This is a genomic window from Mucilaginibacter sp. AK015 (assembly GCF_014200785.1).
Classification (GTDB): Bacteria; Bacteroidota; Bacteroidia; order Sphingobacteriales; family Sphingobacteriaceae; genus Mucilaginibacter.
On sequence record NZ_JACHCV010000002.1, the window covers coordinates 75,514 to 98,405 of the forward strand.

The 22,892-nt window shown below is 45.5% G+C and carries 14 protein-coding genes; 3 read left to right on the forward strand and 11 right to left on the reverse strand.

Going from position 1 to position 22,892, the window contains the following annotated elements; all coding sequences use genetic code 11:
* Window positions 1–213 precede the first annotated feature (213 nt).
* The 3 genes from HDC91_RS09500 to HDC91_RS09510 are packed head-to-tail and all read right to left on the reverse strand — an operon-like array spanning window position 214 to window position 5,708.
* Window positions 214–1,137, reverse strand: coding sequence for a hypothetical protein (locus HDC91_RS09500; protein ID WP_183551263.1), 924 nt, complete (start codon window positions 1,135–1,137; stop codon window positions 214–216).
* 7 nt (window positions 1,138–1,144) lie between these two features.
* Window positions 1,145–2,659, reverse strand: coding sequence for a RagB/SusD family nutrient uptake outer membrane protein (locus HDC91_RS09505; RefSeq protein ID WP_183551266.1), 1,515 nt, complete (start codon window positions 2,657–2,659; stop codon window positions 1,145–1,147).
* A 22-nt stretch (window positions 2,660–2,681) separates the two neighbouring features.
* Complete coding sequence (locus tag HDC91_RS09510) at window positions 2,682–5,708, reverse strand: TonB-dependent receptor (protein ID WP_183551269.1); 3,027 nt, start codon at window positions 5,706–5,708, stop codon at window positions 2,682–2,684.
* A 277-nt stretch (window positions 5,709–5,985) separates the two neighbouring features.
* On the opposite strand from HDC91_RS09510, the gene HDC91_RS09515 reads away from it, so the two are divergent.
* Window positions 5,986–6,522 carry an OmpA family protein gene (locus HDC91_RS09515; RefSeq protein ID WP_183551272.1) on the forward strand — a complete coding sequence of 179 codons (537 nt, stop codon included), beginning with the start codon at window positions 5,986–5,988 and terminating at the stop codon, window positions 6,520–6,522.
* Window positions 6,523–6,589: 67 nt separating this feature from the next.
* Here the strand turns inward: HDC91_RS09515 and HDC91_RS09520 are convergent, their stop codons facing one another.
* On the reverse strand, window positions 6,590–7,900 hold the full coding sequence (locus tag HDC91_RS09520) for a hypothetical protein (RefSeq protein WP_183551285.1): 1,311 nt from the start codon (window positions 7,898–7,900) through the stop codon (window positions 6,590–6,592).
* A gap of 143 nt (window positions 7,901–8,043) precedes the next feature.
* Between HDC91_RS09520 and HDC91_RS09525 the strand changes: the two genes are divergently transcribed.
* Entirely contained in the window at window positions 8,044–10,407 is a 2,364-nt protein-coding gene (locus HDC91_RS09525) for a TonB-dependent receptor (protein ID WP_183551288.1), read from the forward strand.
* A 1-nt stretch (window position 10,408) separates the two neighbouring features.
* Here the strand turns inward: HDC91_RS09525 and HDC91_RS09530 are convergent, their stop codons facing one another.
* The gene (locus HDC91_RS09530) at window positions 10,409–11,011 is read right to left on the reverse strand and encodes a trimeric intracellular cation channel family protein (RefSeq protein ID WP_183551291.1); all 603 of its coding nucleotides are present in this window, start codon (window positions 11,009–11,011) and stop codon (window positions 10,409–10,411) included.
* 192 nt (window positions 11,012–11,203) lie between these two features.
* Here HDC91_RS09530 and HDC91_RS09535 point away from each other — a divergent pair, with 192 nt between their 5' ends.
* On the forward strand, window positions 11,204–12,448 hold the full coding sequence (locus HDC91_RS09535; protein ID WP_183551294.1) for a cystathionine gamma-synthase family protein: 1,245 nt from the start codon (window positions 11,204–11,206) through the stop codon (window positions 12,446–12,448).
* A gap of 192 nt (window positions 12,449–12,640) precedes the next feature.
* Here HDC91_RS09535 and HDC91_RS09540 read toward each other — a convergent pair whose 3' ends face one another.
* The 6 genes from HDC91_RS09540 to HDC91_RS09565 form a co-directional block, all read right to left on the reverse strand.
* On the reverse strand, window positions 12,641–12,817 hold the full coding sequence (locus HDC91_RS09540; protein WP_183551297.1) for a hypothetical protein: 177 nt from the start codon (window positions 12,815–12,817) through the stop codon (window positions 12,641–12,643).
* A 51-nt stretch (window positions 12,818–12,868) separates the two neighbouring features.
* On the reverse strand, window positions 12,869–15,376 hold the full coding sequence (locus tag HDC91_RS09545) for a hypothetical protein (protein ID WP_183551300.1): 2,508 nt from the start codon (window positions 15,374–15,376) through the stop codon (window positions 12,869–12,871).
* An 82-nt stretch (window positions 15,377–15,458) separates the two neighbouring features.
* Window positions 15,459–19,283: a two-component regulator propeller domain-containing protein gene (locus HDC91_RS09550; RefSeq protein WP_183551303.1), complete on the reverse strand. Its 3,825-nt coding sequence runs from the start codon at window positions 19,281–19,283 to the stop codon at window positions 15,459–15,461.
* 262 nt (window positions 19,284–19,545) lie between these two features.
* Complete coding sequence (locus HDC91_RS09555) at window positions 19,546–20,712, reverse strand: polysaccharide lyase 6 family protein (protein WP_183551306.1); 1,167 nt, start codon at window positions 20,710–20,712, stop codon at window positions 19,546–19,548.
* 126 nt (window positions 20,713–20,838) lie between these two features.
* Window positions 20,839–21,645 (reverse strand): DUF4350 domain-containing protein, encoded by an 807-nt coding sequence (locus tag HDC91_RS09560; protein WP_183551308.1) that lies wholly within the window; start codon window positions 21,643–21,645, stop codon window positions 20,839–20,841.
* Between the two features lie 142 nt (window positions 21,646–21,787).
* Window positions 21,788–22,825: a LacI family DNA-binding transcriptional regulator gene (locus HDC91_RS09565; protein WP_183551311.1), complete on the reverse strand. Its 1,038-nt coding sequence runs from the start codon at window positions 22,823–22,825 to the stop codon at window positions 21,788–21,790.
* Between the last annotated feature and the right edge of the window lie 67 nt (window positions 22,826–22,892).

Consider the following 22,892-nt stretch of genomic DNA (forward strand, 5'->3'; position numbering starts at 1 on the left):
AATTTATCCAATACAATATGCTACAGCGGCGCGCCCTGCAATGAGGTTCGTAGTGCTTCTTTACAATTCCAATCATGGTTAACATGGTTAACATAATTAAGCTAATTTTTAACTTAAAAACTTGATAATAAGATACTTATGTTAAAACCGTGTTAACCATAATTCGCATTGATCTTTTCCTAAATATGGGCAGCGCCGCTGTGCGCATGTACTTTATTGTTTTTTAACATCTATCCAGTAAACACGAGGGTGCTTAACAAATTTGTCGTAATCCGAGTAGATGTTGTTCCAGTCGTCGGTACCGTTAAGCGTGAACATGAACGAGTTATCGGTTACCGTTCTTGATTTGCCGTTACCCAGATCGGTAGTTGTGCCGGGGCTTACAAACGTTGCTGTAGTGGTTTTTCCGTCGGCAGACTTGAATATCACCTTATTGGCGTTGTAATCGTGTATCCAGGTGCCCTCACCTTTTGGTATGGTACGATAGAAATTGTTTACATCTGTCGGCGGGTTCAGGATATACTTAAAGTCGGCGTATTTGCCGTCTGCACCGGCATTATTGGTAACAGTACCAGTTGTATTTCCCTCAGGGGTCACGCCGGTGTAAACAAAGGTAAGTGTGTTATCCTGCTCCGCTTCGGGGCCGCCAACCGCAGGCCATACCCACGGTTTATCGGTCATTTTTATTACACCGCCGCCACCATACTCAGGGCCGGTACCACCGTAAACCACCAGGCTTTGCACGTTAAATGTGCCCAGTAAGGGCTCCGTAAACGGCACAAGCTCTACCGTCCAGTCGCGGGTTTCGCCCGTTTCAGCAGTTACTGTGTAGGTTGCCTGGTTATCGTGGGCGGCAAAATCAATAGATGTGCCCGATTCAGGTTTTACAGTTGATTTATATGACGTTTGAATATTGGCTTTAACGTTGTCGAACGTTGTACCGTTCTGCATCAGCACGCGCACGGTTACTTTTGAGTTTGCGCGGTCGACCACAGCGGGGCCAACCTGTACCAGGCCATCACCTAAGGTTACAGCCTCTATGGCGCGCTCATGGCTCTGTATGCCTTCTGAAGGATCTTTTTTACAAGCCCCAAGCAAAATGATGGCTATGATGAATATATAATTTATACGTTTCATGATGATCTTAATTTGATTGGTTATTTAAGTTAGGGTTCCTGTCAACCTCTGATTGCGGGATGGGGAAGAAATACGGGTCGCCGGTTACCGTTTTGCCATATTTATCAACCAGGATATTTTCGATATTATGAGTACGGCGCAGGTCAAACAAACGCTGTCCTTCAAAACAAAGCTCCCATGAGCGCTCCTGAAGTACAGCATCCCTGAACTGCTTAACGCTTAAACCCGGCGGCAGGTCGCCTAATCCGGCGCGGTTCCTTATCGCTTTTACAGCATTGTAACCTTCGGTTGTAGGGCCGCATGCTTCCGCATAAACCAGCAGCACATCCGAGTAGCGCAGTATGGGTGTGTTGCAGCTGGTTTGATCGCCGGCCTTCCAGCCGCTATCATTAAACTTATTGCTGAATGGCCTCGTGTATGCATCGTTTATACTCAGGTTTTGTGTTGGCCCTGTGCCCGAGTTGCCGCTGCCTACATCGTAAATGGTTGATATGATCAGCTCGTTTTTGCGTTTATCGTTGTTATCAAAGCTGTTGTACAAGGCCGGTTCGGTTAAAAATTCGTTAAACCCACCCGGTACAAACACCCCGTTTGGCAGCTTAAAGTTCAGGTTTGGCATAAACATCTTTGGCAGTTTTGAGTACAAGCCTTCGTTGGTGCCGGTACGGTCGGCAGATGCATCCCACAGGTGCTCGGGGCCGTTCTTTTTGTTTACATCATAAATATCTACCAAATTTGGATCCAGGCCATAAACGCTTTGGTTATTTACCACCATGCCCGCGTACTCTTTTGCCTTGGCGTACATCGCGTCGGCATTTTCAACAAACTCGTAACCCGGCGAACCGCTTTCCTTGCCCGATGCCAGGGTTAAGTATACTTTTGAAAGTAAGCCCCATGCCCCTACCTGGTTAACTCGGCCCAGGCGGCGTACCTGGTCCATCATACCTGCGGCTTTGGTCAGGTCATCGATGATCTGATCGTAAATAACCTTCATTGATGATTTTGGCAAATTGGTTTTGCTTGGGTCGTCAACGGGTTCCAGGTGCAATGGCACCGCGCCAAATAACCTAACCAGGTTAAAGTAGTGCAGGGCGCGCAGGGTGTAGGCCTCGCCCACCACTTCGTTGCGGGCAGCCTCGCTCATAGATGTTATTTTCGGCACATAAGCAATTACCAGGTTGGCGCGGTTTGCCCCCACATACGGCAGCTGAAAACCGGGCCTCAGCGTAGCGTTTACCGGCGTGGCGGCCAGTTTATCAAGCAACACGTTATCTGCACTTTTACCGGCAGCTATCTCTATATCTTCGGTAGGTGCTTCGGTAAGGGTGATAAAGTTACGCGAGTAATAATCCAGATCGGGCAGGATGGAATAAGCGTATATCAACGCCGAATTTGCATCTGCTTCGGTCTTATAAAAGTTTGCTGTCGACAGGAAACCGTAAGGCTTCTCGTCAAGCTGTTTCCGGCAGGCTGTAAATGAAGTTGCTGCCAGGATAAGCGCTATATATTTTAATTTTTTCATGTTTAATTCAATTTTTAAGGAATTAGAAACTTACGTTAAGGCCAAGGGAATAAGCCCGCGGCTTGCGGTAATTGCCTCCAAATTGTCCGTTCTCGCCAACTTCAGGGTCGTAGCTTGGGTTAAATTTGGTAAAGGTGTACAGGTTATTACCCGAGAAGTATACCCTTAGGTTTGATATTCCTTTTACAAAATTCGGTTTAAAGTTGTAGCCCAGGTTTACATTCTGGATACGCAGGAACGAACCGTCCTGCACGTACCAGTTAGAGGCATAATTTACACGGGTAGAGTTTACGCTCGGATAAGTGTTGCTTGGGTTATCAGGCGTCCAGCGTTGCAACTGCGCGCTTGGGGTAAACTTCGAAAAGTTGAAAATATCGTTACCCTGCACGCCGTAGATCTGTGCCGAAAGATCAAACCTGTCGTACTTTAACGAGGTATTGAAGCTGTAGGTAAACTTAGGGTTGGGGTTACCGATGATATACTTACCGTTTTGCCCTACCGGCAGCGGGCCGCCTGCTATGTATTTGATATCGCCGGCTTTTTGGGTGGTACCATCAACAGGCGATGTACCGCCATCCTGCTGCACAATGCCATCAAACAGGTATCCTACAAATACGTTGGCGGGCTGGCCGTTTATATAATAGTTTAACGGCGCGCGTATGGCCTCGATATCGCCCTGCGCAGCCTCAATGCTGTTGCCGCCACCAATGTTCAGTACTTTGTTACGGTTAATACTTAAGTTACCACCCACATTCCAGCTCAGTTTGCCTTGCAGTACCTGCGCGTTTACACCTAACTCAAAGCCTTTGTTATCAATAGTACCATCGTTAATCTGGATAACGCTGTAACCCGATGACAACGCTATCTGGTTTAAGCGAAGCAGATCGGTAGTATGTTTGTAGTAATAATCTGCCGTAATAGTAAAGCGCTGGTTAAACAAGCCTATATCTACACCCAGGTCAAGCTGGCGGGTGGTTTCCCATTTAAGGCTTTTGTTACCAAGGCCGTTAAACACCTTGCCGTTAACGTTAGATCCATCGTTGAAGAACGGCGGGCCGTAACCTGTTTGGAAGCCGCCATCGGTAAAATATTTGTAGCTACCCAATAACGACAGGGACTGATAGGGCGATATGCCCTGGTTACCTACCAAACCGTAGCTTCCGCGTACTTTTAGTTCAGATATCTCGGGGATGGCTTTCATAAACGATTCTTCGTTCACCTTCCAGGCTACAGCACCCGTAGGGAAGAAAGCGTATTTGTTATTATCACCAAATTTAGACGAACCATCTGTACGGCCGGTAAACGTAAACAGGTAACGGTTAAATAAGGTGTAATTGAAACGGCCGTAGTACGACTCTAACACCGTGCGGGTAAGGTTATTACCTACTACGTAAGTAGTGGCGCCGGCAAGGTTCTCGTTGCCCAGAATATCGTTCACAAAGCCCTGGCCCTGTATAAACGATGTGCGCACGGTAGTGTTTTCGTAACTGGTACCGGCCACAAAGTTAATGTGGTGGTCTTTACCCAGATCGCGGTCGTAAGTTAAAAAGTTCTCTACAATAAGGTGATTGGCGCTATAGTTATTCAGCTGGCCAAATCCCTGAAACTGGTACCCGGTCCCGGTTGCATCGCGCGGCTGGTAATTATCGCTGATGGAGTTACCGTAGGCGTTACTGATGCGGCTGCGCAGATTTAAACCCTTCATAATATCCCAGCTTATAAAAGCGGATGACAAAAGGTCGATAGTTTTGCTTTGGTTGGTAACCTCGTTGGCTATTTGCAGCGGGTTGCCATAGTCGTTACTGCCAATATGAAAGTACGTTCCGTCCTCATTATAAGCGGGGAAGATGATATTACGATCCACCGACAAGCCCTGTCCGTAGTTTTTTGTCCAGGTGCTTATCACGTTAATACCTGCGGTAAGGTTTTGTTTAAGCTTTTGTTCCAGGTTAACACGGCCGATGTACTTTTCGTAGCCGTTTTTGATAGCCAGGCCCTGCTCATTATAATAATTGCCCGATATGGCGTAGATGGTTTTATCGTTACCACCGTCGGCTGTAAGGGTATAGCTTTGCGATATAGGGTTACGGTAAACCAGCTTTGCCCAATCGGTGTTGTATGGCCATTTTGATTTGTTAGGGTCAATACCACGCAGCTCGGCAACCGATGGGTAATAAGTACCGCCAATGGTTTGGCCAACATACTGCGGCGCCTCGCCACCGTTTATACGCGACTCGTTACTTAAAATGGCCACATCGGCCGGGTCATGAAATACGTCGAGTTTATTACCTAAAGTAGAAAGGGTAGTGAGCGCGTTTAATGTGATACGCGCCTGGCCTTTTTTACCTTTACGTGTGGTGATCAAAAGCACCCCATTGGCCCCCCTGGACCCGTAAATGGCCGCTGACGACGCGTCTTTAAGCACTTCTACCGATTCGATATCATCAGGGTTTACCTGTTTAATATCGCCGGCATCGCCCAATGGGATACCGTCAATAACCACAAGCGCGTTGGCATCGCTGCGCGAACCATAACCCCTTACGCGGATAGTTGCGCCCGCGCCGGGCTGGCCCGATGGCGCAATTACCTGCACACCGGCAATTTTTCCCTGAAGTAACTGGTCAACATTACCAGACGGAACGCGGTTTAGGTCGCTGCCCTTGATAGAGCCTACCGAACCGGTTACATCGCGTTTTTTAGTAGTACCGTAGCCTACAACTACCACATCGTTAAGGTCGCGTGTGGCGTTTTGCAGGGTAACATCTAATTTAGTTTGCGATGCATTTACCGGCAGTTCGCGGGTTTGCATCCCTATAAACGAGAAAACAAGGGTAGCTCCTGTTCCCGGTACAGATATAACATATTTACCGTTAACATCAGATACCGCCCTTGTAGCGGTACCTTTTACTGCAATGGTAACACCCGGCAAGGTAATCCCCTCCTGGTCTGCTACCGTACCTGTAACCTGCCTTTGCTGGGCTAACACATTTGCAGTGCTAAAGCAAAGTAAGATCACACAAACAAATGTTGTGTAAAAAATTGTCCTCATAAATTTTTAATTGGTTTATAGCGGCAATATTAGTTTAGCCGCAAAACTTGTTATTACACTATAGTTACTAAGTAGTACACAAACGCGTTAAACCGCGTTACAATAGCCTTAAGGCATTATTTTTTCGTAAAACAAAGGGGCGCTTTTCTTATTAGCATAAATAAATAAACTAAAGGCTTCATTACATGTTTATTCATGTTGCATGAAGCGTAAAAACCTATATTTACAATATCGGGTAACCGTTATCGTTTTTTTTATTTACCAAATCATCTAAAACATGAAGTTTTTAAAAACATCTATTTTACCATTTGCACTACTATTAGGTATAGCCGTTTTACCGGCTTGTTCAAAAAAAGTAATGAAACCATCGCCGCCCTTTATAGCGCCGGCAAGCAATACGCCAACCACACCGCCACCAGCCCAGGAAAAACCTGCACCAGCGCCAGAGAAACCAGCGCCTGCACCAGCCCCCGCACCACCCGACTATAATTTTAGCAACATACAGTTTGAATTTAACTCAGGCATTTTAAAAACAGATGCCTACCCTATTCTGGATAAGGCTGCCGCCGAAATGAAAAAAGACCAATCGGTAAAATTTGTACTGAACGGCAATTCATCTGCCGAGGGTACCGAAGAGCATAACATGGCACTTAGTATTGAGCGCGCTAACGCTGTTAAAACCTACCTGGTTAATACCGGTGTAAACGGTGCCAACCTGGAAGTGAAAGGTTACGGCGAATCGAAACCCATCACCTCGAACGCAACCGAAGAAGGCCGCGCGTTAAACCGCCGGGTTGAAATAAAAAAACAATAAGTTTATTTTCTTATAAAAAAGGGCGATGCGTTTATAACACATCGCCCTTTTTATTTACAAACCAGCTTTACTTTTTCACCAGATCTGCCGGGTTAACGGGATTGCTTAGCAGGTGGCCAAACAGTTCCCAGCGTTTTTCGGGGGCCTTTGCAGTGCCGCCGTTGCGTTCTATATAGCCTTTAACCAGGTCCTGCCCGTAGTTGTAGTTAATAACGTAGCTGCGGTATTTTTTGATGAAGCTCATAGATTTATCAGCGGTTTCATCGTTCATTAAACAATACTTTTTAAGGAAGCTGCGGGCTTTACTTTGGCTCATGGTTTCGTTTATCAAACCCCGCGCCGCTTCGTTACGTGCGTAATTCAGCCTGCCCTTCAGCTCTAATGCCTTAAAATAAGTATCGATGCCGGCGGTATCTAACCCTGCCAGCGGCAGCAATACATTTTTGGCAAACTTTACCTTATCATCCCCCGGGAAAGCTACCTCGATACCATAATTGGCGCTGCCCTCGGCAATTAGCGATTGCGGACTAAACAACGGGTAAAGCGATATCTCTACCCACCCCCTGTCGTGATACAGGTTTTTTTCCAGCAGCATATTGTATACGTGGTGGCCCGGGTAACTTTCGTGGCTGCCCACATCAATAGCGCGGTCAATAAATATCTTAATATCGGTATTGATCTGTACGGTGCTTTGGTACTTGCCTTTATACCAGTTGTAGCCGTTCCAGGGTTTATCGGTAACATATTCTAACGCGAAGTTTTCGCCGGCAGGAAGCTTATAATGTGCAAGCGTGCGTTTGCGGGCCTCAGCAATGGCGGCCTTCATTACCGCATCCAGTTTATCTTTAGGGATAACAAATTTGTTGGCCAGTTTCTGAAACCTGTCGTTTACATTGCCTTTGCCCGGCAGCAGGCTATCCAGCTTATCTAAATCCGCTTTAAAATATTCTTCGGCGTAAGCCGGCGCTGCAACGCCAAATAATTCTCTCGATTCTTCATCGAACGAGCGGTACTCGCCGGCGTAAATTCTTACCCGCCGGCCAAACGCTATCAGCTGGTTATACATCCAGTGCGCCCTTATCTTATTCGAGTCGACCTGCGAGCCATCCGCCAGCAGCTTTATATCGTTCATTAACATGTTAATGCTGGCCAGCAGGCTATCCCGGGGGAAGGTTTTATCTGTAATTTCTTTCGGTTTCAACGAGTCGGGGCCGTAGTAGGCATCCACAAAATCGCTATCGAACTGGCCAATGGTAAGGCCAAGGGTTACATATTGTTGCGCGAATTTATTCAGTTTTTTACCTTCGACGGTATCAGAAGCCTTCTGTTTGCACGACAGGGCGAACAAAACAGGTATCAACAGCAGTAGTTTTTTCATGGGCGGATGTTTGCGCCGCAAGTTAAGAATTCCTTTTTAAACGGATTTGCAATGGCCGCTATAAGTACAATTAAAAGCCGCGGAAGAATTTTCTGAAAGTCCATCTATCATTAGCGTTTAAACCTCATCTTTGGTTATCTGATATGAAAAAAATCTTGCTTGTCATCTTATGCATTGCTCCTTTAGCCGGGTTTTGCCAAACCGGGGTAATTCGTGGCAAAATAACCAATACGTTAAGCAATGCACCGCTATACGGGGTAAGTGTAAGCCTGTTATCCGCAACAACCGGTACCGTAACAGATAGTGCCGGCAACTACCAAATAAGCCAATTAACACCAGGTTATTACACCCTGCAGGTTTCGTTATTAGGATACCGCACCAAAATAATTTATGATATCCAGGTTACCAATGCCAAAACAGCCGTTGCTGATATCAACCTTGACGAAGACGCGCAAACTTTAGATGAAGTAAAAATATCCGCATCAAAATTTTATAAACCGTTAGAAAGCCCGGTATCGTTACGTACCATTGGCGCTACCGAAATAAAACGCAACCCGGGGGGCAACCGCGATATAAGTAAGGTGATACAGTCGCTGCCCGGCGTATCGTCGCCGGTAAGTTTCCGGAACGATATCATCATTCGTGGCGGCGCCCCTAACGAGAACAGGTTTTATATTGATGGCGTAGAGATACCAAACATCAATCATTTTGCAACACAGGGTTCATCGGGCGGGCCTGTGGGGCTTATCAATGTTGATTTTATAAACGAAGTGGATTTTTATTCGGGCGCGTTTCCGGCTAATCGCGGCAACGCTTTAAGCTCGGTATTCGAGTTTAAACAAAAAGATGGCCCAACCGACCGCCAGCACGCCACATTAACTTTAGGCTCGAGCGATTTCGCTGCTTCGCTGGCGGGGCCGCTGGGCAAAAAAACCACCTTTATATCGTCTTACCGTTATTCGTACCTGCAAGGGTTGTTTAAACTGCTTGGCCTGCCGTTCCTGCCATCGTACCAGGATTTTCAGTTCAAATTAAAAACAAAGTTTAACCAAAATAACGAACTTACTATTTTGGGCCTTGGTGCTATTGACAGGTTTAAACTTAACCTGAACGCCAAGAACACCGAGCTAAACAGCTATACACTGGCCAACATCCCTGTTAATTCGCAAAATAACTATACCATAGGGGCAACCTATAAAAACTTTCGCAGCAACGGGTACAGTTTGTTTGTTTTAAGCCGCGATTTTTTAGATAACCAGGCAAAAAAATACCAGGATAACAACGAAGCCGGCACCAAAACGCTGGATTACGTATCGCAGGAGATAGAAAATAAATTCAGGTTCGAGAACGTAAGCAGCATGAATGGCTACCGTTTGAATTTTGGCGCCGGGGCCGAATCGGCCGAATACAGCACCAACACGTTTAATTTGTTGCCCTTCGGCAGCAATATTTACACATCAAACATCAGCTTTTTCAAATATAGCTTGTTCGGGCAGCTAAGCCGCCCTTATTTACAGGACAGGCTTATGCTATCATTTGGGGTGCGTGCCGATGCCAATACTTTCTCCGGCAGGATGAATAACTTGTTAAAAACCCTTTCTCCGCGTTTATCAGCTTCTTATAATTTCACCTATAAAATAAGCCTTAATTTCAACACAGGTATTTATTATCAATTACCTGCTTATACCGTTTTGGGCTACCGCGATAAAAACGGGATACCCGCCAATAAAAACGTTGACTATATAAACAATAAACAACTGGTGCTGGGGGTTGAATATAATACGCAAAAAAATACACGCTTTACCGTAGAGGGCTTTTATAAAGCTTATAAAAACTATCCGCTTGAGCGGGTACTCGGCGATAGCATCCCACTTGCCAATCTGGGTGCCGATTTTGGCGTAGTTGGCAACCAGGAGGTTGTTGGGGCTACAAACGGACGTAGTTATGGGGTGGAATTTTTTGCTCAGCAACGGTTGAACAAGGGGTTTTACGGTATCCTGGCCCTTACGCTTTTCAAAAGCGAGTTCCAGGATAAAAATGGCAGGTATGTGCAGTCGTCATGGAACAACCGTTATATTTTAAGCATGACGGGTGGCAAGGTATTTAAACGCAACTGGGAGGTTGGCGCTAAATTAAGGTACACAGGCGGCAGCCCGTATACGCCTTACGATATAAGCTCGTCAACATTGAAAAGCAACTACAGCATTTTTCCGCAGGGGATACCTGATTGGACGCAGCTTAATACAAGGCGTTTAAAAGATTTTTACCAGCTGGATGTTAGGGTTGATAAAAAATATCCGTTCAAAAGGTTTACCCTTAATATATATGTAGATATTCAAAACCTTACCAACAATCAGTATCAACTGCAAGCATACCTGGTTCCATACCGCGATGCCGAAGGTAATATAACAGATGCTCCCGGCGATCCTTCACGGTTTAAGTCGAAATTGCTTGATAATAAGAGCGGAAACGTACTGCCAACTATTGGGGTTATCTTCGAATTGTAGGTTATACCCTGGGCAACCGCCAGTTATGGCGCACTGATAACAATCGAAAGCTACAGATCAACACCACCGAAATAGATTCCGCGAGCTGCTTTTCTATCAATGGCAGTAAAAGAACATAGCAAACGCCGCCGGTAATACACGGAATGGCATACAGCTCTTTATGAAACAGCACCGGGATGTGATTAAGCAGCATATCGCGCAGTACGCCGCCAAAGCAACCGGTAATAGTGCCCAGGGCTATGCAGGCGCCCGTACCCAGATGGGCATCCAGCCCCTTTTGGATGCCTATTATGGCAAATAACCCCAACCCCAGCGCATCAAAAAGCACCAGCGTTACCTTGAAGTTTTTAACACGTTTTTTAAAAAGAATGGTTACCACAGTGGTGGCCAGTATGATGAGCGGGGTGCTTACATCCCGCAGCCACGAAACCGGTGTATTACCAATAAGCAGATCGCGCAGGGTACCACCGCCAATAGCCGTTACAAAGCCCAGAATGAATACCCCGAAAACATCAAGCCTTTTTTGCATGGCCGAAAAAGCGCCCGATACCGTGAAGGCAATGATGCCCAGTATCTCTATAACGGTTGAAAAGCTCACGTGCATATGGTTTTAAAAGAATCAGGATATTTAGAGTCAGGAGAGGAAGGCATACCTGTATTTCCCTTAATTCTTGACTTCTTGATTCCTGACTCTCTTTTATTGCAAACCTAACTTTTTGTACCGATATAACCATTCGCTTTGTTTTTCATGCTCATATAGCTATAATTGCGAAGTATTAAAATTTCTGCATCTATCATGACCAAGCAAAAAGGATTCACTACTACATTGTTACACGCCGACCGCTTACGTAAACCCGAGTTTGGGGCCCTTCACCAGCCCATCCATACTGCGGTAACCTGGGGATTTGATGATGTGCAGGATCTGGTGAACGTGTTTCAGAACAAAGCGAAGGGTTACGCCTACTCCAGGCAGGGCAACCCCACTACCGCCGCGCTCGAGAACAAGGTTACTATGATGGAGAACGGCCTGGCCTCGGTGAGTTTTGCCACCGGTATGGCAGCCATTATGGCTACCGTTTTTGCGCTGGTAAAAAAGGGCAGCCACATAATCGCCAGCTCGTACCTGTTTGGTAATACCCGCAGCGTACTGCAAACCTTTACCGAAATTGGTTTGGACATTTCTTTTGTGGATGCTACATCTGTCGAAAATATAAAAGCAGCATACCAGCCTAATACCTGTATGGTTATGGTTGAAACTATTGCAAACCCCGCTACCCAAATTGCCGATATGGAAAACATTGGCAAATTTGCCCAGGAAAAAAACCTGATATACGTGGTAGATAACACCATGACCTCGCCTTACCTGTTTAAACCTGCAACGGTTAAGGCATCGCTGGTTATAAACGCGTTAACCAAATATATAGGCGGCCACGGCAACGCGCTTGGAGGCTGCGTAACCGATACCGGCCTTTATAACTGGGCCAACTACCCCGGAATAGCCCAAGTGTTACGCCAGCAAATTAAACCCGAGTTATTAGGCATAACCCAGATACGTAAACGCGGCCTGCGCGATGGCGGGGGAACCCTGGCACCCGAAGCAGCGCACACCATATCGGTAGGGGCCGAAACCCTTGCCCTTAGATTAGAACGCGCATGCGGCAACGCCGCCGCATTGGCCGAGTATTTACAATCGCACCCGTTAGTAAGCAAAGTTTACTACCCGGGCCTAACAGACCACCCGCAGCACCAGCTATCCAAAAAGTTATTTAAGTTTCCGGGTGGGCTAATGAGCTTTGCACTGAAAGACGGGGTGGATGTATTTGCGTTTTTGAACCGCCTGCAGGTGGTAATTAAAAGCAGCAACCTTGGCGATACCCGCACGCTGGCAATACCTGTGGCCCAAACCATATTTTTTGAACTTGGCCCCGAAAGGCGCGCAGAAATGGGCATCCCCGAGGGGATGATACGCTTATCGGTAGGTATCGAAGACCGTGATGACCTGCTTGAAGATTTTAAGCAGGCTTTTGAAGGGGCTTTGTAAATTAGTGATAACAACAGTTCCCCTCTCGAAAGGGGGCGCGCCTGATAGTGCGATTGCAGGGGTGTGTTTGTACGCTTTACTAAACCCCTCCCTACACCCTCCCGGCGGGAGGGAATCGCACATGGCCATCTCTTTTTATAAAACTATATCTGTAACATCCGATAATTACCGATAACGACTTTTAGAATATATTTATTTTGAGACGCAAACTGCTGCTTTAGCCGGATAAGTTGCTGCACGTGCCGGCTGGTTATTGCACTTACCCAGCAAGGTGTATATCACAATGAATATAACGATGGTAGACAGGCAACCACCGCCTAACTTTTTGGCGCCCCATGCCGCAATTATTCCCCTGAAAAAATTATTCATACTCGCTTTTATATGATAAACGCAATTTTTTGCAGATGGTTTTAACCGCTGTTAGGGCAGTTTCTTTTTTACGTTAAAGGTTTGTTCGCCATAAACCACATCTTCGTCGGTAAGGCCCTGTACTACAATTTTAAACGGGCCGGTAATATCGTTAGTAAAAAACGTCAGGTTGGTTTCTGCCGATGAACTTAAAGGCACGTTGTATTTCCAAAAAATAGTAGACTGGTAATCGGGCGGTGCGTCTTTCTCTTTATCGTAATCTACCACATAAAACTCCTTATGGGCATAAATACCCTTTAACTGCAGCATACTTGTGTACTCTTTTTCTTTATGTAATACGCACCCGCGATACACCTCGTTCACATACTGGCCGCCCCGCCAAACTTTAACGATATCTCCTTTTTTAAGCGGTTGAAACCTGTTATTACCAAACGGATGGTTGCCGCAGTTAAGGATATTGTTAAAGCACACCCAATCGCCGCATTCGTTTTTACTTAAGTCGTTTTCAATGGTAAACCTGGGCAGGCTTTCGTAAAAAAGATTACTTTTAACCGCCTTTATCTGCACTTCTTTCAGCTGCTTTATTTTATTCGGCAGTTCCATCACAAAATCTTCATTGCTCCCCGCCGATGCGGTTGTTACCCCGTCATAAAATGTCAGCGTATCTGCCAGCTTTTGGGTAAATTCTTCAAAAGGGTTGTTTATATGAATAACGTAGGGAGCGGTTTTGGCCTTTCCATTAATGAACAATATCATTTTTTTATCGGCTGGCGTAACCATGCTGCGCTCATTCATTTTAAAATGACCGCTGCTGTCGGTATGTACTATCTGCGCTAACGTGTCGGCAATGGCACTTAAATCAATGGGCTTTTTTAATGGCTTGTTACTAAAGGTAACGTCGCCATTATAGGCTAAGTTACGGTATTGCTGTATCGTATCCGCCATCTGCGCTTTTATCATTTCCGGCCAGGTGTAGCGGCTCCAGCCCTTTATCAGCAGTAATTTATTCAGATAAGCCCTGTTGGTACTTTCGTCGCCCATTAAGTTATCCTTGGCGGGCATATCATGCAGCTGCCGCATCAGGTAATAATAACTCTCGATGTTGTTAGGCTGTTTATAGCTGATACGGTTATCCTGTACGCAAGCTACCGAAACATACCCCGATAGCGGGTTACCGGCTGCATTGCTCAGCTTGATATTAAGTTTCACCTTTTGCCGTATATCATATTCCTGGTTATCAGTTTTAAGGTTTAACACAGATCTTTTATCGAAATGGGAAAAAAACACACGCTCTGCACAAGGCCTTTCCAGGCTGTCTAACACCGTTATCATGGTTAAACCGCGCGGCAGATCGGCAAGGGCAAATTTTGTTACCAGGCCTTCCGGATAGATCTCTTCTTCCAGCGAAGTGAAAATCTCGTGGTAGTTATGCAATAATATCTTAACCTGTTGCTGCCGTGTGCTTTGCAATTTGATGGTAATACTATCTGGCGATAAAGCATCAACCACCTGTAATACCACGCCTTGCGACAAGGCCTTTGGCAGCGTATAAACGGTATCTGCCATACCTGCACGCGCCAATCTTACCTGGTAAGCTGCCCCTTTTTGGGGCGCCAGCTTAAACAAGCCCATACCGTAACTGTCCGTCGATATCGTATCAACGGGCTTACCGTTCTTTAGCAGTATGCCCCTTATGGTCAATGGCTCCCCATTAGGGCTTTTAGCTTCCCATCCAATATTGCTTGTTTTACCATTTACCAGGTAACCCCCTTCGGGGTAAAACCTGATAGCGGCCTTTGCCTTGCGTACCGGGAGGTTGATGCGGATACTTTCCTTCAGCTTCCCGTCGCCAACATCGGCCTTCAACACATGGCCGGCCGGCGATACCTGGCTTTTATCCAGGGTGAGGATATGCTCGCCGGTGACACCCGTTTTTCCGGTGGCAAGCACCGCGCTGCGCCCGGTGCCATTCAGTTTATATTTTACTGGGGCTGCAATCACGGGCAGTTCTTTTGATTTTGCAGTAAGCACGGTTCTTATTTTGCCCCGGGGCGTTTGGGTGCTATCCAGTATGCTAAACGATAAATTAAGCGCCGGCTGATTTGTTGTTTTTATGGTTACCGCTTGCTTAAAAAAAGCCGATGGTTTGCCGTTAACCAAACGATCGGTATAGGCTACCAGGTGGTAATTACCGGCGCTAACCGAATCGGGGATATACATGCTGCCAAAGCTGAGGCCACCATCCATAATAAAATTCGCCTGGGTGGCTATTTTATTATCGTCATCACTAATAAGCGAAACCGAAAGGATGTGATGTTCCTTAACCTTATTAATATCCGAGCTGATGAGATACCCGGTAAACCATATCTCCTCGTTGTTGGTGTAGATGTTTTTATCAAAATGAACAAATAATACGGGCGATTGGTCTTTAAGTCCGTACAAATTCATTTTTGCAACAAGCGTATCCGAAAGTTCAGCTTCGTCCTGTGCAAAAAGTGCCGGCGACGCCATTAAAAAAAATAATATGCAGCTTATCAGGCGAAAAATAAACTTATCCATTGCCTAAAAATAACAATAAGTTTATAAAAACACCGCCCGATGCCTGCTGAGCTTTATAAATAATTACACGTTATACACAGGGTTACGCCTTAAACGAAGATGCGTTTTTTGTCACATCGCGATACGATTTTTCCAGATAGACCAACAATTCGGCAAAGCCAATAGGTTTTGACATAAAGTAGTTCATACCGGCCTGCAGGCATTTCATTTTATCCTCGGGCATTGCGCTGGCCGTCATGGCAATAATAACAGGCTGATGGGTGTTTTGCCGCCGTATTATTTGGGTGGCCTCTAAACCGTCTAACTCGGGCATCTGTACATCCATTAAAACCACATCGAATTTTTCCATCTGCGTTATGTCAACCGCTTCGCGGCCGTTAGCTACCATAAAAGGTTCGTACCCAAATTTCTTCAGTATCTGTTTAATAACTTTTTGGTTGATCAAATTGTCTTCGGCTACCAATATTTTCAATGGGAACTTTACGGCAAAACCGGAAGAAACAGCCTGCGGAACCGGGTTAGGCGCGGGCTGATGCTGCGCTGAGGGTTCGTCCGCAGGCAGCCGGCATAGCATGCTAAAGGTTACTTCGGTACCAACATCCAGCACGCTTTCGATATTCATTGATCCGCCTAACAGTTCAACAAGGCGCTCGCAAATGACCAGGCCGAGGCCCGTGCCCCCATATTTGCGTGTTGTAGACGAATCACCCTGCGAGAATGGCCTGAATAAGCGCGAAAGCTTGTCGGGCGATATGCCAACGCCTGTATCTTTAACATGGAAGGATATTTTCGCGTCCGCTTTATCTACATAAAGCAATTCTGCAGCAACAGATACCGTGCCCGCTTTAGTAAACTTTAATGCGTTGCCTATCAGGTTTATCAAAACCTGCTTTAACCGTAGCTTGTCGCTGATCACCTTTTCGGGGATGTTCTGGTCAATTGAACAGGTGAGCTGTATGTTCTGTTTAACGGCTTGCCCGCTAAACAGCTTTAGTACTTCGTTGATACATTCCTGCAGGTCAAACTCGTGAATATCGAGTACCATCTCACCCGATTCTATCTTCGAGAAATCGAGGATATCATTTATTACGTTAATAAGGCTTTCGCCGCTTATGCGGATGGTTTCTGCATATTCGCGTTGCTCGGGGTCAAGCCTGGTTTCGCATAATAACGATGCCATACCCATAACACCATTCATGGGGGTGCGTATCTCGTGACTCATGGTAGCCAGGAAAATGCTTTTGGCGCGGTTAGCCCGTTCGGCCTCCATTCTGGCTTTCAGTTCCTGTTCGCGCTGGTCTCTTAGTTCTTCCGATTGTGCCTGTAATTCTTCATTTATGGCGGTCAACTCTTCCGACTGGTCCTGCAACTCATTTGCCTGCTTTTCAATCTCTGCGGTGCGCTGTTTAACAATACGTTCCAGTTCGGCTTTTTTTGAGCGTATATCGCTTAAGCGGTACCGGTAATAACCATACAGTAAGCCGGCAACAGTTATCGCAGCCAAAATTTTAAACCACCAGGTCATCCAAAAAGGGCCTGCTACAATAATGCGTAATTGCGCGGGGGTGGTGTTCCACACGCCGTCGTTGTTGGCGGCCTTTACCTTAAAAATGTATTCGCCCGGGTATAAATTGGTATAGGTTGCCCGGCGCTGCGTACCTACATAATTCCAGCCGTCTTCAAAACCTTGCAATTGGTATGCATATTGGCTTAAACCCGGTAAGGTATAACTTAATGCCATGTACTCAACCGTAAAAACCGATTGCTTGTAGTCCAGCTTTATCTCTTTTGTTTGGCTTATAACCTGTTTAAGCGGCGAGCCTTTACCAATGGGTAAGGCCTTATTAAACAGCTGAAAACCGCTTATGATTATTTTGGGTGGGTGGCTGTTAACCGGCAGGTTCGACGGATCGATTATATTAAAACCGTTAAGCCCGCCAAACAACAATTTGCCGCTTTGGGTTACCAGGCCGGCGCCTTTTGAAAACTCGGGGCCCTGCAAACCGTTAAGATTTGTAAAATGCCTGAAACTGCCGGTGCCGGGTTTAAAACGAATTAACCCGTTTGTTGTGCTTACCCAAATATACCCATATCTATCTTCGGTTATAACGTTTATGATAGAATAAACATCGCCATTTGGGAAGTGATAACCTGCAAAGTGTTTGCTTTTGGCGTTGTACAGGTTTAGCCCCCCGCCTATTGTACCAACCCACAAGTTACCCTTGCTATCCTCAAAAATATCTGATATGGTATTATTGGTTAAACCGGCATTAAATGTTTTAAACTGTGTAAAATTATTTTTACCCGGGTTATATAAGTTTAGTCCGTCATAAGTACCTACCCAAACGTTGTTCTTCCGGTCGCGGTAAATAACGCGTACATCGTTGTTGCTCAGGCAATGTAGCGTATCCTTTGTGTCGTACTTGTACCGCTTTGTTACCAAACCGCTATGTATAACATTTACGCCCCCTTCATCAAGCCCCACCCAAATATCATTATTCTGGTCCTGCATTAACGAAAACACTATATCGCTACTGATATTTTTGGGGGTAAGGCCCTTTGAATAGTGCGCTATTTTTTTGGTTTTACCTTCAAGTACATCTAAACCGTTGCCATAAGTGCCTGCCCATAGCTTGTTATCTTTATCCTTTAAAAGCGCAAGTATCTTACTACCGCTTATGCCAATATTATCATGGGTTATTTTTTGTGTGGCCTTGTCCATGTAGTTTAGCCCCCCGCCGTCGGTACCTATCCATATATCGGGGCCAACCTCGGCAAAACACAGCGCATGATTGTTGGTTAACGCGTTTACGGCACCTCTTTGATTTGAGAATTGTAAAAACGAAGGGACATTGTTATCGTATTTCAGCATGCCCGACTCAAATGTTCCAACCCGCAGTATACTGCCGGTATCGTACACATAATTAACCGAGTTTACCTTGTTATTAAATTTGTTATAACGATGGTCAAACGTATGAGTAGTTTCATCAAAAAGATCTAATCCTTCCTCGGTACCCACCCAAAGTTGGTGTTCGGATGCAAAGGCAAGGCTAAATACCGAATTATGGGTTATGGAATTTGGGTTATTCGCCTGGTGGCTGTAATGCGTAAACGATTCCGCCGCGCGGTTAAACAGGTCAAGCCCGCTATCCGCCGTAGCGATCCATATATCCCCGTTATTTTTTACAAGCAGGTTGCGGATATGATCAGTGGCGATGCTTTTGCTGTTTGAAGCGCTATGAACATATTTTTTCTTCTCCCCGGTTTTGTAATTAAACCTGACCAGGCCGCCATCGGTACCCAACCACAGGTAGCCGTATTTATCTTCCTTTACCGAATAAATATGATGATCGGCAATGTAATCCTTGTCCTTTTCGTAAAAAAAACGGGTTACCTTATGCGTTACCGGATCGAGCAGGTTTAAACCGGAATAGGTGCCCACCCACATATTGTTTTTGCTATCGCGATAGATGCTGTTTATATCATCGTTAGATATGGTGGTGACAACATTTTTATTTGCGGTAAAGTTTATAAACGAATCGGTGTCGCGGTTATACAAACTTAAGCCGCCGCCCCCCGTGCCAACCCATAAGTTGCCCGCGGCATCTTCAGCAAGAACATTGATGTTGTTGACCCTTAACGAGTTTTTATCGTTGGCGTTGTGGCGGTAAACTTTAAAACCGTACCCGTCGTAACGGTTAAGGCCATCATCGGTAGCCAGCCAGATATAACCTACCCTATCCTCAAAAATAAATTTAACGTTACTGTGCGACAGGCCATCGCTGATGCTTAGGGTAGTTTTATAGGCATTTTGATATTGCGCGGAAACCTTTACAGATATTACAGATAAGGCACTTATTATTAATATGATAAACACCTGTACAGGCCTTAAAGATCGTCTGCTCATTAAATACTACTTTTTTAAATACTTAAACACGCTCGTACAGAACTAATTAGCAAGCAGAATAATAACTTATTGAATTTAGATTTACTGGTTTGTACGAAAGTAATGTATAAAGGTTGTAAATTTTCTTTACATGAAAGTATTTAACACTATTTTTTTCTGCAAGTAAAATATCTGTCAATCAGACCATTATTACAACAAAAAAATAAGCTATAACTTAATATTAAGGAAAAAGGTTTATAAATAATAATATGACAAACGCTATTTATTGTAATACCGGGGTTTGCGTATCGGTGATTATATTACCGGCTATTTCATTGTTGAAAGGTGCTATATCCTGTATAGTGCGCGATGGATAACGCCTGGTATCGAATTTGCCCGTCCAGTCGGCGTTTTTACTGCCGCCAACTAAAATACCCGTAATGCAATGGCTTATGTGGTTGTTTTTGATGATGCAATTGCTTGCTGCTATGTAAAAACCGGTGTCTCCCCTTCCTTTGGCCATGCCGTACATTAGCCTGATGGCTATGGGCAGTCCTTTAAAAGTATTGTTGGTAACAGTATGGGCGGTGCCGTTAACGCGTATGCCTCCTGTACCGCCTTCAAAGCTATTGCTGTCTATTAAACATTCGTGGCCGCCGCGCATTACCAGTTCGCCGTGGCAATCCTCAAAATAGTTATTGATATACTTATTACCCGATGCCTTGTTACTGATCACTTCCGGCTCGCCGTTGCAGCGTATAAAGCGGTTATCGCGTACGGTTGTATACGAATAGCGGTTACCTAACAATATGGGGTCCTGCCCTATTTGTACACATTCGCCGCCGTTGTTACCCTTCCAGGTTACGCTGTCCTTATCCATAAAAGTGTTATGATCTATTAGCGTATGTAACGATACCTCGTTCGGGCCGACTCTTACCTGCACTTCCTGGTTGTTAAAATTGCCGCTAAAAGTGCAATGGTCTACCCGGTTATGCTCGCCCTGCCCGGATACCGCCAATATAGGCATAAACTGAGCATTTACTGTATTCCTGGTAAAAATGCAATCGGTTACCCGGCAATATTTAGCGGCCTTCATTTCAATAAGCACTACGTTAGCGCCTTTTTCCTTAAACAACCGGCAGCCTTCAAATTTTAAACCTCTAACTTGTATGTAACTACCTGTTACCTCTAATACTGCCTGGTGCACCTCGCCCGTAAATACCGCCTTGCCTGTACTTTCGGCCCTGATGATAATAGGCTTGCTGACCGTACCATTACTGTTAACAGCAGCGGCCCAGCCCTGGTAGCTGCCATTGGCAATTACAATTTCATCCCCCGGTTGCACAATAGCCGCAGCTTTGCTGAACTCAGCGGGTGTTTTTACTTTATATTTTTTGCCAAAGCTTACCTGAACGGACAGGCAGGCAAGTGTTACCAGTAAAATCTTCATTAAATTTATGTTGTTTATAATTTTATCCACGGCAGTAGGTGTACTTAATTGAAACATCATAGGTGGATTAACCAAATACCGGCCCCGCTATGCGCGGGACCGGCGAAATGGCACTTACTCACTATATTAATTAACCATGTTTCGGTTCGGGTGCAGCTTACACTGAGATAGTACGTAAACCGCAAGGTCTGCCGCTGCTTTATCATTATCGAAACCGGCGGGCAAACGGCCGTTAACATATTCGTTATACAGCCATGGGTCGCCTATGGCTATAACGGTGCCTTTGCCGTATTTAGTTATGGCTGCTATCGCGGTACCGTTCGCAGCTTTTAAAAGCGGCTTTGCCCGGCCGGATAAACCTATGCTGCATGCATCTTTTATAAAAGCCTTTTTAGATGTTTTAAAAACGGGGTTGTTGCTTATCAAAACCGCGCCATTCTCAAAATGGGCATCATCAATTACATGGCTTTGCATGTCGTTGTTAAAGTGCATGCCAAACTTGGCGGCAAGCACGTTAAAATGGTTTAACTCCACATTAGCGCTATCGTTTGCCATCATGATAAGCACACCGCCAGCCTTTACCCACCGGGCAATATTATCGGCATCGGCCTGCTGTATGTAGTTGGGGTTCGGGTTCTCTTTACGGCTATCGGGGTCAACAATAATATATACCGCTGTGCCCTTTAAATTTGCTGCCGTTGGCGCTGTGTCCAGCCTGCTTAAAGTTGCCCCCTTTGATCTGAAGATATCACCCCATACCGAGAAACCTGAATTGGCGGTATCCTCCCATAAGTAATGAAACCGCTCGGTTTGGCGGCCCTTTGTTTGATGTGTTTCGTGGTTAAAAAAATAATCAAGGGTAACGGTTTGCGCCATTACCGTGCCGGTAACTAAATACAGGGAAACTATAACACCGAAAAAACTGCGTTTCATGCTTTGCAAATAACCGGGTAAATAAGCAGCGTTTATAATTGGTAATAAAGCAACTGCGAATCAAAAATACCCTGATTACCATATCGATGGCATGTTTAAAGGATATTTATTTACGATATCGTTTTCGCTGCGGCCCGGCCAACTATGATGTTTTACGCGCGGTTGAATGGCGGGTAACCAGTTGGGTAGGCAACACAATAGTTTCAAATTCGTGTACAGGGCGTTTTGATAAAATAAGGCTTAACAGCATTTGGGTGGCCTTTTGCCCCATTTCAAATCCCGGCTGATAAACCGAGCTAAGCGAGGGGTTCAGCGCGTCGGCCAGGGTGGTATTGGTGTAGCCTATCAGGGCAATCTCCTGCGGGATCTTTATTCCCAGTTTATTCAGCAACAGCAAAGTGGTGGTGGTTATCCGGTCGGATGTGGTGAAGATCGCGTCGGGCTTTTCTTTCAGCGATAGCAGTTCGTTCAGCGCGTTCTCAATTTCGCCCACATCGCGGCCCCCATGCGGGCAGTGTTTAATGTATTCATCGCCCATCGTTATGCCTGCCTCCTCGAGCGCTTTACTGTACCCGGCAAAACGTTCTTTGGTGATAGAAATATTTGGCGGGCTGGTAATATGCGCTATGCGTTTGTACCCTGAATCCAGCAGGTGGCGGGTGGCGTCATACCCTCCTTTAAAATTGTCGGCAATTACTTTATGGGTGTCTATCTCGTCGGTTATGCGGTCAAAAAAAACAATAGGCAAGCCCTGGCGGTGCAGCTTGTGCAGGTGTTCAAAGTCTTTGGTCTCGGTGGATAGTGATATCAGCAGTCCATCAATAGACCGGTGTGTAAGGTGGTCAACGTTCTTTACTTCCAGGTCGAACGATTCGTGGGTTTGGGTAATGATCACATTGAACCCTGCCTCGTAAGCAACGGATTCGATGCCGTTGATCACCTGCGAAAAAAACTGGTTCTCGATGGTGGAAACTACGATACCGATTGATTTGCTGTGCCCCTGTTTTAAGCTTTGAGCAATAGGGTTTGGCCGGTAGTTATGTTGTTCGGCATACTCATTTACAAGCTTTTTTGTATTCTCGCTGATCTCGTAGCTATCCCTTAACGCCTTTGATACGGTAGAAACCGAAAGGTTAAGCGCGGTAGCTATATCCTTAATTGTAATACTGTTAAAATTCATATTAGGTTAATGCCAAGCAAACGCCATCAACACTGTGCTTAACATTTCACCAATGTAATAAATCTTA

What these genes read in the sequence shown, in the direction of transcription:
- HDC91_RS09515 (WP_183551272.1), top strand. Translation starts at nt 5,986, where the DNA reads ATGAAGTTTTTAAAAACATCTATTTTACCATTTGCACTACTATTAGGT.
- HDC91_RS09530 (WP_183551291.1), bottom strand. Translation starts at nt 11,011, where the DNA reads ATGCACGTGAGCTTTTCAACCGTTATAGAGATACTGGGCATCATTGCC.
- HDC91_RS09510 (WP_183551269.1), bottom strand. Translation starts at nt 5,708, where the DNA reads ATGAGGACAATTTTTTACACAACATTTGTTTGTGTGATCTTACTTTGC.
- HDC91_RS09555 (WP_183551306.1), bottom strand. Translation starts at nt 20,712, where the DNA reads ATGAAGATTTTACTGGTAACACTTGCCTGCCTGTCCGTTCAGGTAAGC.
- HDC91_RS09560 (WP_183551308.1), bottom strand. Translation starts at nt 21,645, where the DNA reads ATGAAACGCAGTTTTTTCGGTGTTATAGTTTCCCTGTATTTAGTTACC.
- HDC91_RS09520 (WP_183551285.1), bottom strand. Translation starts at nt 7,900, where the DNA reads ATGAAAAAACTACTGCTGTTGATACCTGTTTTGTTCGCCCTGTCGTGC.
- HDC91_RS09540 (WP_183551297.1), bottom strand. Translation starts at nt 12,817, where the DNA reads ATGAATAATTTTTTCAGGGGAATAATTGCGGCATGGGGCGCCAAAAAG.
- HDC91_RS09525 (WP_183551288.1), top strand. Translation starts at nt 8,044, where the DNA reads ATGAAAAAAATCTTGCTTGTCATCTTATGCATTGCTCCTTTAGCCGGG.
- HDC91_RS09535 (WP_183551294.1), top strand. Translation starts at nt 11,204, where the DNA reads ATGACCAAGCAAAAAGGATTCACTACTACATTGTTACACGCCGACCGC.
- HDC91_RS09565 (WP_183551311.1), bottom strand. Translation starts at nt 22,825, where the DNA reads ATGAATTTTAACAGTATTACAATTAAGGATATAGCTACCGCGCTTAAC.
- HDC91_RS09505 (WP_183551266.1), bottom strand. Translation starts at nt 2,659, where the DNA reads ATGAAAAAATTAAAATATATAGCGCTTATCCTGGCAGCAACTTCATTT.
- HDC91_RS09550 (WP_183551303.1), bottom strand. Translation starts at nt 19,283, where the DNA reads ATGAGCAGACGATCTTTAAGGCCTGTACAGGTGTTTATCATATTAATA.
- HDC91_RS09500 (WP_183551263.1), bottom strand. Translation starts at nt 1,137, where the DNA reads ATGAAACGTATAAATTATATATTCATCATAGCCATCATTTTGCTTGGG.
- HDC91_RS09545 (WP_183551300.1), bottom strand. Translation starts at nt 15,376, where the DNA reads ATGGATAAGTTTATTTTTCGCCTGATAAGCTGCATATTATTTTTTTTA.